This window comes from Aquitalea magnusonii, assembly GCF_002217795.2.
Taxonomy (GTDB): domain Bacteria; phylum Pseudomonadota; class Gammaproteobacteria; order Burkholderiales; family Chromobacteriaceae; genus Aquitalea; species Aquitalea magnusonii_B.
Genome location: NZ_AP018823.1, coordinates 1,824,824 through 1,839,179, shown reverse-complemented (window position 1 = coordinate 1,839,179; position 14,356 = coordinate 1,824,824). Strand labels below are relative to the sequence as shown.

General features: G+C 62.1%; 9 protein-coding genes. 6 read left to right on the top strand and 3 right to left on the bottom strand.

What is annotated here, in order from left to right; translation table 11 throughout:
• Positions 1–185 precede the first annotated feature (185 nt).
• On the bottom strand, positions 186–2,231 hold the full coding sequence (locus DLM_RS08835; RefSeq protein WP_089083421.1) for a methyl-accepting chemotaxis protein: 2,046 nt from the start codon (positions 2,229–2,231) through the stop codon (positions 186–188).
• A 471-nt stretch (positions 2,232–2,702) separates the two neighbouring features.
• Between DLM_RS08835 and DLM_RS08830 the strand changes: the two genes are divergently transcribed.
• The 6 genes from DLM_RS08830 (at position 2,703) to DLM_RS08805 (ending at position 9,490) form a co-directional block, all read left to right on the top strand.
• The gene (locus tag DLM_RS08830) at positions 2,703–3,752 is read left to right on the top strand and encodes an RNA methyltransferase (RefSeq protein ID WP_089083422.1); all 1,050 of its coding nucleotides are present in this window, start codon (positions 2,703–2,705) and stop codon (positions 3,750–3,752) included.
• 96 nt (positions 3,753–3,848) lie between these two features.
• Positions 3,849–4,931, top strand: a complete 1,083-nt coding sequence (locus DLM_RS08825) for an HD domain-containing phosphohydrolase (protein WP_197715542.1) — start codon at positions 3,849–3,851, stop codon at positions 4,929–4,931.
• Between the two features lie 82 nt (positions 4,932–5,013).
• Positions 5,014–5,829, top strand: coding sequence for an alkaline phosphatase family protein (locus tag DLM_RS08820; protein WP_089083423.1), 816 nt, complete (start codon positions 5,014–5,016; stop codon positions 5,827–5,829).
• Positions 5,830–6,297: 468 nt separating this feature from the next.
• Positions 6,298–7,827: a catalase gene (locus DLM_RS08815; protein ID WP_089083424.1), complete on the top strand. Its 1,530-nt coding sequence runs from the start codon at positions 6,298–6,300 to the stop codon at positions 7,825–7,827.
• Between the two features lie 187 nt (positions 7,828–8,014).
• Positions 8,015–8,770, top strand: coding sequence for a helix-turn-helix transcriptional regulator (locus DLM_RS08810; protein ID WP_089083425.1), 756 nt, complete (start codon positions 8,015–8,017; stop codon positions 8,768–8,770).
• A 66-nt stretch (positions 8,771–8,836) separates the two neighbouring features.
• Entirely contained in the window at positions 8,837–9,490 is a 654-nt protein-coding gene (locus DLM_RS08805) for a LysE family translocator (RefSeq protein ID WP_089083426.1), read from the top strand.
• 40 nt (positions 9,491–9,530) lie between these two features.
• Here DLM_RS08805 and DLM_RS08800 read toward each other — a convergent pair whose 3' ends face one another.
• Positions 9,531–12,959, bottom strand: a complete 3,429-nt coding sequence (locus DLM_RS08800; protein WP_089083427.1) for an AAA family ATPase — start codon at positions 12,957–12,959, stop codon at positions 9,531–9,533.
• Positions 12,956–14,173 (bottom strand): exonuclease subunit SbcD, encoded by a 1,218-nt coding sequence (sbcD, locus tag DLM_RS08795; RefSeq protein ID WP_089083542.1) that lies wholly within the window; start codon positions 14,171–14,173, stop codon positions 12,956–12,958. The genes DLM_RS08800 and sbcD overlap by 4 nt, the downstream gene beginning before the upstream one ends.
• Positions 14,174–14,356: the final 183 nt, after the last annotated feature.

The window sequence follows — 14,356 nt, the reverse complement described above, 5'->3', positions numbered from 1 at the left end:
CCGCAATCATTTACTGCGCTTTATCATTTATAGCGCGCAGGATACCGCAGCCGACAAGATTATGCCGGGTGCCGGGCGGACACCCATGCTTTAGCGCCGTAATCCGGGATGCCGCAAAAAAAATGACCAGGCCCGGTCTGGCCGGGCCTGGTCTGCTGGAATCCACGCAATGAGCTGCTAAGCAGCTATAGCTTGAAGCGACTGATGCTGGCGCGCAGCGCATCGGCCAGACCGGCCAGCGTGGTGGCAGACTTGGCCGCCTCCCGCGCCTTGCCATGATTGCCATCAGCCTGATGGGCGATTTTCTCCACATTCAGCGCAATGTCACGGCTGGCGGCATCCTGCTCACTCAGCGCATCAGAGATGCCGCTGACGGCCTGCCCCACCTGGCCGGCACCATCACGAATGGCTTGCAAGCTGCTGGCGGCATCGTTGGCACTGCTGACTCCGCTGTCCACCTGCTCCACACCGCTTTCCATGTGCTCCACCGCCAGGCGGGCACCTTGCTGAATCTTGCTCACCGTATCGGTAATCTGCAGGGTGGACTGGGTGGTGCGCTCGGCCAGCTTACGCACTTCATCGGCCACCACGGCAAAGCCGCGACCGGCCTCCCCCGCCCGAGCGGCCTCAATGGCAGCATTGAGGGCCAGCAGATTGGTTTGGTCGGCAATGTCACGAATGACTGTAACCACTTCGGCAATCCGTTCTGACAAGCCATCCAACTGACGTACTGTCTGGCCTGCCTGTCTCACGGCCACGGCAATCTGCCCCATGGTGTCGGTGGCCTGCCCCACCACGTGGGCGCCATTTTCCGAGCGTGCGCTGGCATCCACCGCCATCTGGCGCGCCAGTTCGGCATGGCGTGCCACCTGGTTGATACTGCTGCTCATTTCTTCCACGCAGGCAGCCATGGCACTGGCGGCCGCGTTCTGATCACCCGAGGCGGATGAAACATCTTCGGCAATGGCAACCAGCGATCTGGCCTGTCCGGACAGCGCAACCAGGCTGCGCTCCACATCGCCTATCATGCCGCGCAGTTGCGTGCTCATCTCATCGGCAGCCTGCAACAGTTTGCCTACCTCATCCTGGCTCTGCGCGGTGAAGTTTACGGTCAGATCACCCGCCGCCACGCGGCGAATGGCGTCAACCGCTTGCGCCAGCGGGCGGGCCACCCAAGTACGGCTGGCCCAGAACGTGGCAGCAAACAGCAAGGCAATGATGAGCAAGGTGCCGATGGCCAGGCGCAGGCGCATCGCCATCAACTGGCTGGCAAACTCATCTTCGTAACTGCTGGCCGCCACAATCCAGCCCCAGCGTTCAAAACTATCAAATACGGCAATCTTGGGGCGGATTGCTTCATCGCTGTTCGGTTTGGCCCAGTGGTAATGCAGCAAGCCACGCTTTTGCTCCAGCATCACCCGATTGATGGCAATGCCATCCCGGTCCTTGAAATCCAGCAGATTCTTGCCCTGCGAGTGCGGGTGGATCATCATGCGGCCCGGTTCGCTGCGCGCATCAAACGCATAGACATAACCGGACTCCCCAAAACGCACCGACATGATTTTCTGGCGCAAGGCGGCCAGGCTGGCGGTAAATTCCTCGCCCACAAACAGAGCGGCCACCACTTGGCCCGCCTCATTGCTCAAGGGGGTGTAAAGCGTCATGAAGTCACGTCCGAACAACTGGGCCGGCCCGGTATAGGCACGCCCGGCATTCAGGCTGGCATAGGCCGGCGAGTCGTGACTCAGCACTGCGCCCACGGCGCGGCTGCCATCCTCCTTCTTGACCGACGTGGCAATCCGCACCCATTCGCTGCCATCCTTGACAAACACTGTGGCCAGCGCGCCGGTGCTACGGGTAAAGCGGTCCACCTCCAGCGTGCTGTTATTGATCACACGCTCACCGATACGCAGCAGCGGCAAGGATTTGCCTGCGGTATCACCACGCTCGGGCAACACGACTACCGCACCGGGCAAGTTTGCCCGCAAGGCAGCCGCCCCCAGCGCGGCAGAACGTTCCAGTTGCGCAGCATAGGCATCCATCATGTCGATGACCTGCCGGTTAGCTTGCTGCATTTCTTCTTGCATCTGGCTTTGCATGCGCTCGCCCTGCCAGTGCGTCAGCCAGGCGGCGGCGATGCCAAGAACCACAATCAGCAAAATGGAGAGAACCAGGTTCAGCTTGGTGGCTATGCTGAGCGAGCCGCCCAGCGTGGAAAGAGGTTTTGACATGATGAAATGGCCGGTAGGGATGAGTGGCAGCGATGCATTGCTGCCTAGTACATTGGTCTATTTTTCGGCGCATGATAATACGATTTGCTCGCAGTTGAACGAGCGAACAGAACCGCCATTGATTAATGTCAAACAATAAGACCCGGCAGAAAATCTGGCATAAAGTATGCAATTTTCAAGCAGAACGGCGATTGCGCAACAAAATTGGCAGACTGCCAGGTGTTCGCCATTTAATGCCATGCGAATGCTGCTGCTCAATTGAACATTGCCACGCGCCACCCCAGGCGGCCGGGGCCAGTGCCTGACAGGCAGGCTTGGCAACAAACAGCCACCGGCGGGTGCTGCAGTGCGGTTTTGCGCATGTTTTCTTGCCATCTGCCCAGACCAGGCTAGCCGGCCAGACGGCATTGCATTACCCTACGCGCTCGCGACCGGCCCAGCCATTTTGTTTCCAGCCACACAAGACCACGCATGCGCATTCAGGATTTTCATCACACCCTTACCGCCCTTGGCGCCCGTCCCTGTCACATCGGCCGCATCAACCGCGCCTGGCTGCAGGGCCTGGCGCTCGACCACGGCACCCGCCACCAGCAAAGCGCCGACTACTTTCCACTCAAAGTACGTCAGGGCCTGCCGGCACTCAGCCAGCAACTGGCAACACTGGCGCGCATCCATACCCGGCATGAGGCGGCAGATGCTTCGCAGCGCTTGCTGGTGGAACTGGCCGATGGCCAGATGGTGGAAAGCGTGCTGTTGCCACGCGACGGGCTGTGTGTTTCCAGCCAGGTGGGCTGTGCGGTGGGCTGCACCTTCTGCATGACTGGCAAATCCGGCCTGCTGCGCCAGTTGGGCAGTGCGGAAATTGTCGCCCAGGTGGTGCTGGCGCGCCGCATCCGCCCGGTGAAAAAAGTGGTGTTCATGGGCATGGGCGAGCCGGCCCACAATCTGGACAATGTGCTGGAGGCAATAGATTTTCTGGGGCGCGAAGGCAATATCGCCCACAAGAATCTGGTGTTTTCCACCGTGGGCGACCCACGCGTCTTCGAACGCCTGCCCGCCATGCAGGTAAAGCCGGCGCTGGCGCTGTCCTTGCATACCACTCGCGACGACTTGCGCGCCAGCCTGCTGCCGCGCGCACCACGCATCAGCCCGGCAGAACTGGTGGAGCTGGGCGAAGGCTATGCCCGCCAAGTGGGCTACCCCATCCAGTACCAGTGGACCTTGCTCAAGGGCATCAACGACAGCCTGCAGGAGATGGACACAGCCATTGCCTTGCTCAAGGGTAAATATGGGGTGCTGAACCTGATTCCCTACAACAGCATGGAAGGCGACAGCTTCCAGCGCCCGGACGAGGCGCATATCCGCCACATGAAGCACTATCTGCATGCTGGTGGCGTGCTGACCAAGATCCGCGACTCGGCGGGTCAGGACATTGATGGTGGCTGCGGGCAATTGCGCGCCCGAGCAGCCGACCGCATCGACCTGAGCCGGCTGCGGCGCAAGGCGGCCGGGCAGTCATAGCGGATTGCATTGACAGTGGAATTATCCTTTTTGCTAAAATGGTTATTTGCCGGACAATATCCGCTCCGGCCAACCTGAATAGCAGAAAGAACCAGCGTGCGGCTGCGATTTGAACAATGGCGTGATTTTCTCGATATTGATGCCGACAGCATCAACACCTTGCGTGAATTCAGCGGACTGATCCGCCCGCACATGGATACCCTGATGGATGCGGTATACGCCTACATCCAGGCCAATACCGCAGCCAGCGCCACCTTTGCCGACGCCGCAGCCCTGCAGCGCGCCCGCACCCACCAGCAGCATCACTGGCAAGAACATGTGTTTGCCGGCAACTTCAATCAGCACTATCTGGAAGCCACACTGGCCATCGGCCATACCCACCAGCGGCTGGGCGTGGACCTGCGCTTTTACTCCGGAGCCTATGTGGTGGTGCTCAACCAGGTGGTGCAACTGCTGGACCAGTTGGTGCAGGACGGCGCTACCCGCAGCCGCTACCTTACCGCCATCAACCGGGCCGTCTTTCTGGACATGGGCCTGGCCACCTATGCCTATTACGACACCTTGCTTAATGCGCTGGAAGACATGGCGCAGGAAGTTACCCTCAGCCTGGCCCGCGCCGGCGAATACCGTGACAACGAAACCGGCAAGCACATCACCCGCATGAGCAAGATGTGCGAACAGATGGCCCTGGCGCTGGGCAAGGATGCCACCTGGGCGCATGCGCTGCGCATGGCCAGCCCGCTGCATGATGTGGGCAAGATCGGCGTGCCGGATCGCATCTTGCTCAAGCCTGGACGGCTGGATGAAGCCGAATTCCAGATCATGCGCGAACACCCGCGCATTGGCGGCACCATCATTCCGGAACATCCGGCGCTGGTGATTCGCATGGCGCGGCGCATTGCCCTCACCCATCACGAAAAATGGGATGGCAGTGGCTACCCGGCCGGCCTGTGCGGCGAGGAGATTCCGCTGGAAGGCCGCATTGCCGCCATCTGCGATGTCTACGATGCCCTGGTGTCCGCCCGCCCCTATAAACCGGCCTGGACCCAGCAAGCCGCGCTGGATTACTTGCAGCAGGAAAGCGGATACCACTTCGACCCGCAACTGGTACAAACCTTCTTGCGCATCGTGCCGGAAATCCAATCCATCCAGAGCCGCTACGCCGAAGACCCCTGCTGACATCTGCCACGCATCACCAGCCTGTCATCAAGTCATGGCACACTGTCAGCCGGCACTCCGCCGGCAAGGACAGGGAAACAAGATGCGCAGCAAGGTGATTCTGGTCGTGGTGGATGGACTTGGCTGGCAGGTCGGCCACGATGGTATGGGCTATCTGCAAGCCATGTGTGAAGCCGGACAGGCCAGCCTGCACCAGTTGCGCTGCGAGCTGCCATCCTTGTCCCGCCCCTTGTACGAATGCATTCTCAGTGGCGCAGCCCCCATCGCCAGCGGCGTAGTGCATAACGATGTGGTGCGGCTGTCCACCGCACAAAGTATCTTCAGCCTGGCGCACGCGGCCGGACTGCGCACCGCCGCAGCGGCCTATCACTGGATCAGCGAACTCTATAACCGCGCACCCTATGATGCCGTGCGAGACCGGCTGACCGACGACGACAGCCTGCCCATCCAGCATGGCCTGTTCTATCACGTGGACCACTACCCTGACGACCATCTGTACATCGATGCCGAGCTGCTGCGCCGTCGCCACAAGCCCGACTTCCTGCTGATTCACCCCATGGGCGTGGATGATGCCGGCCACCGATTTGGCGGCGACAGCATGCAGTACCGCAACGCCGCCCGTGCCAATGACAAGCTGCTGTCGCACTATCTGCCGCAGTGGCTGGCCGAGGACTACCAGGTGCTGATCACCAGCGACCACGGCATGAATGCCGACCACAGCCACGGCGGCATTCTGCCGGAAGAACGGCTGGTGCCGCTTTACCTGCTGGGCAGCCGTTTCAACCATGCCAGCACTGCGCGGGTCCGCCAGCTAGAACTATGCGGGCTGATGGCCAGCCTGCTTGGCATCGCCCACAGCAAGCCGGATAACCGTGCCGTACTGAACCCGCCACACTAAGCGCCGCCAATTAAGAAAGCTGCCCCCGCTTGTCCTGGCGCTTGTACCGCCGCATCGGTGCGCCCGGCCCCGGCGACGCAACGCTTTTGCTGGCCGTGGCAAGCGGCGCACTGGTGGTAGATGGCGGCTACTGACGGCCCAAACCGCGCCATCCGGACGCCTTATCTTGCAAGATCATGGCGAGGATCGGCACACCACGCGACCTCCGATAGCGCCGGCACCGCCCAGCCCGCCACATTGGGGATGGCCGTACTTAGTAACGGTTGCCATCACCATCACAAGCGTGTTAGCCAACCACAACGCCCGCCACACAGTCATCTAAGCAACTGAAATAAAACATAATTTATCTATAAAATAACCGCAGGTATTAAATAGTATTCACTGATAGCTGCGATAAATATTTCAAAATTCATCCCCTGCCGTGCGCTCCCTAGACTGAAGGCCCTTTTCACCATCAGGACCAGCAATATGGCCAATCAGTACCCTCTTCACACCTTGGGCGTTATCGCACTCAGCCTGAGCCTGCTCACCCCGGCACACGCAGCCAGCCTCACCCGCGACAACGGTGCGGTCGTCGGCGACAACCAGCATTCGCAAACCGCCGGCCCCAACGGCCCGGTCCTGCTGCAAGACGTGCAGTTGATCCAGAAACTGCAGCGCTTCGACCGTGAACGCATTCCGGAGCGGGTGGTGCATGCCCGTGGCGCCGGCGCTTACGGCACGTTTGAAGCCAGTGCCGACATTTCGGCGCTGACGCGCGCCAAGGTATTCGCCAAGGGCAGCAAAACCCCGGTCTTCGTGCGTTTTTCCACCGTGATTCACGGCCTGCACTCGCCGGAAACCCTGCGCGACCCGCGTGGCTTTGCCACCAAGTTCTATACCAGCGAAGGCAATTGGGATTTGGTCGGCAACAATCTGCCGGTGTTCTTCATTCGTGATGCCATCAAGTTCCCCGACATGGTCCACTCGCTCAAACCGTCGCCGGAGACCAATTTGCAAGACCCCAACCGCTTCTTCGACTTCTTTGCCCACCAGCCGGAAGCCACCCATATGCTTACCCGGCTGTACTCCGACTACGGCATCCCCAAGGGCTATCAGTATATGGACGGCAATAGCGTCCATGCCTGGAAGCTGGTCAATGCCCAGGGCCGTTACGTGTATGTGAAATTCCACTGGGCCAGCCGTCAGGGCCAGCACAATCTCACCATGCAGCAGGCGGCCGCCATCCAGGCACAGGACTTCAACCATGCCAGTCGAGAGCTGATCAAGGCGATCAAGCACAAGCAATACCCGCAATGGGATCTGTACCTCCAGGTGATGCAGCCGGAAGACATGGCCAAGCTGGATTACAACCCGCTGGATGCGACCAAGATCTGGAGTGGTGTGCCGGAACAGAAGGTCGGCACCATGACGCTTAACCGCCTGCCGGCCAACATCTTTCAGGAAACCGAGCAAAGCGCTTTTGCGCCCTCCAACCTGGTGCCGGGCATTGAGCCCTCGGAAGACCGCCTGCTGCAAGGCCGCATCTTTGCTTATGCCGATACCCAGTTGCACCGTGTAGGAAGTAACGGTCTGCAATTGCCGGTCAACCGTCCGCTTGTTGCCGTAGACAACAACAATCAGGATGGCGCGATGAATGGCGGCCAGCGCCAGGGTGGCGTCAATTACGAGCCCAGCCGCCAGGGCAGCCTGCAGCAGGATGCCAGCGCCCGTTACAGCCAGTTGCCGCTGTCCGGCAGCACCCAGCAGGCCGGCATCAGCAAAACGCTGAACTTCCGCCAGGCCGGCGAGTTCTACCGCAGCCTGAACAAGCAGGAGCAGGCCAACCTGATTGCCAATCTCGCCGCCGACCTGGGACGGGTGCGCAATGAGGCAACCCGCAACACCATGCTGTCCTACTTCTACAAGGCGGACAGCGGCTATGGCCAGGCCATCAGCAAGGCGCTGAATGCCAATGTGGGTGAAATCGCCAAACTGGCCGCTCAACTGCACGAATAAGCAGCGCTCCGCGCCGTGGCTGCCACCCGCAGGCTGGTGGCAGCCACGGCCAGACAGGCTTGCAGGGGAGATTCAGACGCTTCCCTTGGCGCATCAGAGACCATCACCGCCCCCAGCCACGGCCATCCATCACTTGTCCGCCACACAGATCCGAGGCAAGTTCCGGGCGGCGCTCTATAATCGCAGCATGATTTTCCTGCGCACCCCCTTGCTGGAACTGGCCGGCATCCAGGCCACGGCAGCCGGTTTTCCCAAACATACCCACGACGAGTACGTCATCAGCGCCAATCTGGGTGGACTGGAAGAGGTATGGCTGGATGGCAGGCGCTTTGAAGTGCGACCGGACATGCTCACCGTTTACGCACCCGGTGCGGTACAAGCCAGCCGCAGCCTGAGCGGCGAAGACTGGCAATGCCTGTCGCTGTATGTGGCACCGGCGGCCTTTCCCAGCTATTTCGACTGCCCGCCGCCCGATCTGCCCAGCCTGCTGCAGCGCCCCGATTTGGCAGCAGCACTGCGTCAACTGGCCGTGCAAGACGCCAGTCTGCGCGAAGAGGCCATCATTGCCCTGCTCGCCCGCCTGCCGCGGCAAGGGGCAGCCGCCGCCAATAGCGCCAGTCACCGTGGCAGCGTGCTGCTGCAGCGGGTACAGCAACAATTGCTGGATGATCTGTCACAACCGCTGACGCTGGATGCACTGGCGCAGCAAGCTGGCATCACCCCGGCCCATCTGGTGCGCAGCTTCCATCAGGCTTGTGGTCTGCCGCCTCTGGCCTGGCAAATGCAGCAGCGCATGGCCGAGGCGCGCCGCCGCTTGCGGGCCGGCGAGGCCATCATCGCGGTGGCACTGGCCACCGGCTTTGCCGATCAGGCGCACTTCAGCAAGGCATTCAGCCGCTTTTGCGGCATGACGCCGGGCCGCTACCGCCAGATCAATTTTTGACAAGACGCTTGCTGCGCCAGCCCGTATCATCGGCGCTGTTTTCTTATCAAGTACGGATGCGCTGTCATGCTGGCCATTGCCACCAAGGGTTTTTTACTGTCGGTATCGCTGTGCCTGGATATCGGCATCGTCAATGCCGCCCTGATCAACACCGGCTTGCGCAAGGGCTTGCGCCCGGCGCTGATGATGGGTCTGGGCTCCTGCTTTGGTGATCTGTTCTACGCCCTGCTGTCCTTGCTGGGCATGTCGCTGCTGTTTGGCTTCACCCCGGTACGCTGGGTGATGTGGCTGGGCGGTGGCAGCGTGCTGCTGTGGCTGAGCTGGAAAATGGCGCGCGCGGCCTGGCATGAGTTTTACCATCCAAGCAGCAAGGACGGCAGCAGCGCTGCCGATGATGGCCAGCAACGCAGCACGGCGGCGGAATTCTGGCGCGGCCTGCTGATGGCGCTGGCCTCGCCCTCCTCGCTGCTGTGGTTTGCCGCGGTGGGCGGCAGCATCATTGCCCAGTCCACCGATGGCAGCTCGCTGGCGGCCAGCGTGTTTCTGGGCGGTTTTTTCCTCGGCGGCCTCGCCTGGTCGTCTTTTCTGGCCTGGCTGGCCAGTCATGGCCAGAAGCTGGTGGGCCATCGCCTGCTGCTGTACTGCAATGCAGCGTCCGCCGCCTTGTTTGCCTATCTGGCGCTGGGGGTGATTGTGCATGGCTACCAGACCTTGCTATGACAGCACCATCGGTCAGCAGCCCATTGCAAGCCACTGCAGCTCAGCCGCCCACCACCGACAGCGCCGACAGGCCCACGCCACCGGCGCGCGTCACGCAGATCTGCACCGCAATGCGCTCCTTCATGCCTTCCACATGGCTGATAACGCCTATCATCTTGCCGCTGGCATTCAGGCTGTCCAGCGCATCCAGTGCAATCTCCAGGGTTTCGGCATCCAGCGTGCCAAAGCCCTCATCCAGGAATAGCGAGTCGATGGAGGTTTTGTGGCTGACCAGGTCTGACAGCGCCAAGGCCAGTGCCAGGCTGACCAGAAAACTCTCACCGCCCGACAGGGTGCGGGTATCACGACAGACATCCGCCTGCCAGCTATCGACAATTTCCAGCTCCAGCTCACCCTCGGCCTTGCGCCGTAATTGGTAACGCCCCTGCAGGCGCGCCAACTGACGATTGGCCAGATAGACCAGATGATCCAGCGTCAATCCCTGGGCAAAGCGGCGGAACTTGTCGCCCTTGGCTGAGCCGATCAGCCCATCCAGCCGCTGCCAGCATTCGCAATCCGCCTGCTGGCGGTCAATCTGCGCCAGCAAGGCCTGCAGGCCGGCACGGCGCTGGGCATCATTATCCAGCAAGGCCTGCAGCGCGCCGCTTTCGGCGCTCAGTTGCTGACGCTGCCCATCCAGCGCGGCCTGCTCTGCCTGCAGCGCTTCCAGGCTGAGCGGACTGACGGCAAGGGCTTGCAGTGCGCTCAGCCGGCTGTTGGCAGCCTGCAGCAAGGCTTCCGCCTGCTGCAAGGCCCTGTCCAAGCCCTGCTGCATGGTTTGCAGCGCGGTACGCTGGCTCTCCGGCAGGCAGGCAGCGGTAAAGGCGGCTTCATCGGCAAATGGACTGTGCTGCAAGGCGAGCTGCCATTGCTGCGCGACCTCCGCCAGTTGCCGCTCTTGCTGGCGGACATCCTCCGCTACTTGCTGTTGCTGCCCTTGCAACTGCGCCAGCGCGGCCGCCAAGGCTGTCCGCTGCTGCTGGCAGGCTTCCAGCTGCGTCGTGATGTCGGCCAGCTCCGCCATTGCGGTGTTCGCTGCTGCCGACGGCTCTGGCAGGGCCAGTTGTTGCCAGTAGTGCTGCCATTCATCGCACTGGGCCGCCGCCTGCCTGGCTTGCACCTCCAGCCGCGCCAGTTGCTGCTCCAGCCGCTGCATCGCTTGCTGTTGCTGTTGCCAGTCTTGCCATTGCCGGGCGCAGTCGGCCAGCCAGCGTGGCGGATCTGCCGGCATGGCATGGCCCGCCTGGGCCAGCGACTGCTGCAGCAACTGCCACTGCGCCTGCGCTTGTGCCGTAAGCCGTGCCTGTTGTTGCCCGGCCTGCGCCCATTGCTGTTGCAAGCTGGCCACGGCCTGCTGCTGCAGGGCCAGCGCAGCTTGCGCGGCCTGCCACTGCTGCTGCGCTTGCTGACTGCTCTGCAAGCACTGCTGCCAGTGGCGGGCGGCGTCCTCGGCCTGCAGCAGTTGCTGCTGTAATTGCTCTTGCTGCTGCATGGCCGCCTGTGCGGCCTGGTTGAGTAATTCCGGCTGCTGCCATGCTTCCGGTTGCACTGCCAGCGCAGCGGCCAGCGGCTGCCATTGCTGCCATTGCTGTTGCTGGCTGGCCTGTTGTGCTTGCCATTGCTGCTGCAGGCTGTCCAACTGCTGTTGCAGCGCTGCCAGTGCGGCATTGGCTTGCAGGCCCTGCGCCTGCACCGCATCCAGGGCTTGCTGCTTGTCAAGCACCGCCTGGCGTGCGGCGGTGGCATCCACCGCCTGGTAGTGCTGCACCAAGGGGTGGCTGGCCGAGCCACACAAGGGGCAAGGCTGGCCCGGTTGCAATAGCGCGCGCTGGGCTTCCAGATCCTGGATGCGCAGTTCCAGTTCCAGCAGGCGCTGCTTGTCGGCCAGTTGTTCCTGCAGTTCTCGATACTGGCTGCGCAGGGTGGCCAGCGCGGCCGTGTGCTGCGGCAGCAGTGTCTGCAGTCGGGTCAGCGCCTGCTGCAGGTCTTGCGCGGTCTGCCAGTCTTGCCGCAACTGCCCGGCCAGCAAGATGGCTTGCTGCCACTGCTGGGCGGCTTGCTGGGCGGACTGCCACTGCTGGCGCAGGCTGGCAAGGTCCTGCTGCTGGCTAAGCAATGCGGCGGCCTGTTCGGCTTGTTGCGCGTGGCGGAAATCGGCCTCGGCCTGCTGACAGAGCAGGGCTTGCGCCTGCATGCGCTGCTGCTCAGCCGCCAGTGCGGTGGCCAGTTGGCGGGCTTCTTGCTCTGCCTGTGCGCTGTCCTGCAGCATGCGGGCATGCTGGTCAAACTGGCTGCGCCAGAGCGGCAAAGACTCGCCCAGTCGCGCCAAGTGTGGCTGGGCCTGTTGCTGTGCTTGCCACTGCTGCCATTGCTGCTGCGCCTGTGCCTGCGCGGAGGCCAGCAGGGCAGATTGCTGCCGCGCCAGCACAAAGCCTTGCCAGTTTAGTTGCTGCCATTGCTGCCAACTGTGCTGGTAGCGCGCATGCAGCGCTTGCAAAGCGGCCTGGCCCGCAGTCAGGCGTTGCTGCTGGCTTTGCCATTGTTGATATAGCGGCGCAATGCGCTGGGCCGGTGCGCTGGCTGCCAGTTGCTGTAATTGCGGGGCCGCCTGGGTGATGGCGGCTTGGGCCTGTTCCAGTTGCAGGCTGGCTGCCTGCTGTTGCTGCTGAGCCTGTGCCAGTTGCTGTCGCCATTGCAGGGCCTGGCCAAGCTGTTGCTGCTGCTCGGCCAGCATCTGCTGTTGCTGCTGCAGGCTGCTCAGTTGCTGCTGCATGGCGCTGCGCTGCGTTTCGGCCAGCAGCTCCACCCCGCCGGCCTGTGCCTGCAATTGTTGCAGCGCCTGGCGGCTGTCACGCGCTTGTTCGAACACGCGCTGGGAAATCTGGCCGTACAGTTCGGTGCCGGTCAGTTCTTCCAGCAACTCGGCGCGCTCATTGGGGCTGGCATTCAGAAAAGCGGCAAAACCGCCCTGGGCCAGCAGCATGGATTTGGTGAAGCGGGCAAAGTCCAGCCCGGTGATGGCGGCAATGCGCTTGAGCTTGTCGTTGCTGTGGGTAGTGAGAATGTTTCCGTCGCCATCGGCCAACTCCACCCGTGCCTGCTGCAAGGCACCGTCGGCCTTGTCCCGCGCCCGGCGCTGGCTCCAGAACGCCCGGTAAATCTTGCCCTTTACCTCGAACTCCACCTCGGCCAGGCAGTCGGCGGTGTGGCGGGTCATGATGTCGTTGCTGTTGGCAGAGATGTTTTTCAGCCGTGGGGTTTCGTGGTAGAGCGCCAGGCAGATGGCATCGAGCAGCGTGGATTTGCCGGCTCCGGTGGGGCCGGTAATGGCAAACAGGCCATTGTCGCGAAACGGTGGCTGGGTAAAGTCGATGGTCCACTCGCCCTTGAGCGAGTTGAGGTTTTTCAGCCGCAGGCTACGGATTTTCATGTTTGTTCCTCCTGCAGCGCTTGTACTATCTGCCGGTAACGCTGGCGCAGATCCGCTGCCAGCGCCTCGTCCATTTGCTCCAGCGCCAGCCGACGCTCAAACACTTCTTGCGGGCTCAGCTCGTCCAGCGTGCTGCGCTCGGCCTGCAGTGATGCGCGCTGCTGACTGCGGGCGCGCCGCAGGCGCAGCAGTTCAACCGGCTGTCCTTCCAGCAACTGCTGGATGCGGCTTTGCAGATCGGACAGATAATCATCCCCCTCTACTACCACTTCCAGCCACAACGTCTGCCCGGCAGGGGTGGCGGCCAGTGCGGCTGCAATGGATTGCTGCAGATCAGCCAGCGTGCCACGCAGGCTGCACAGGGGCTGGAAGCACGGCACGTTCAGCGGGCTGATGCTGGCAATGGAGCCGGCATCCAATTCCAGCAGCAGCATCTGCTTGCTTTGCCCCAGCTCATCAAAACTCAGGGGCAGTGGCGAGCCGCTATAGCGGATATGTGCCTGTCCCCCCACCTGCTGTGGCCGGTGGATATGCCCCAGCGCGATATAGTCGAACGGCGGAAAGGCATTGCTGGGGAAGGCATCCAGCGCGCCAACATAGATGTCACGCACCGATTCGCTGCTGCTGGCACCCACGGTGGTGAGATGCCCGCTGGCCAGAATGGGCAGCGGCAGGCCCAGGCGGTCGCGCTCTTGCAAGGCCAGTTGGTGCAGGGACTGATAATGCATGGCGATGGCCTGCTGCAGGCCCAGTTGTTTCTCCTCGGCACTCTGCCCAGCCTGGCTTTGCATCACATCACGCGCGCGGATGAAGGGCACCGCGCACAGCAAGGCGGCGGGCTGGCCTGCCTTGTCACGCAAGGTCAGCAACTGGCGTGACAGATCCTCCTGCACCGCAGCCACCACGGTGCAGCCCAGATAAGCCAGCAGCGGGCGGCTTTCTTCCAGCGTGGCCACCGAGTCATGATTGCCACCCAGCAAAACCAACTGGCAGCGCGCCTCATGCAGCCGCACCACCAATTGGTTGTAGAGTTCGCGCGCGTAACTGGGCGGCGCGCCGGTATCGAAGATGTCTCCCGCCAGCAGCACCGCATCGATGGCATGCTGGCTCACCTGCAATAGCAGCCAGTCAATCAGGGCCTGATGTTCCGCCTGCCGGCTGCGGCCCATGAAGTGCTGACCCAGATGCCAGTCTGATGTATGAAGTATGCGCACGCCATCCCCTTGACCGAAAACCAGCGCGCATTCTAGCAAGAGCGCAGCCCTTGCGCCTGCCCGGATGGCAGGGCGCGCCACTGCGGCTGGCATGCCATCATGCCGCGATGAACCTACCACTTCGCTCAGTGCTGCCATGCCTGCTGCTCATCTGCACGGGCAGTAGCGCAGCAGCAGTCAGTA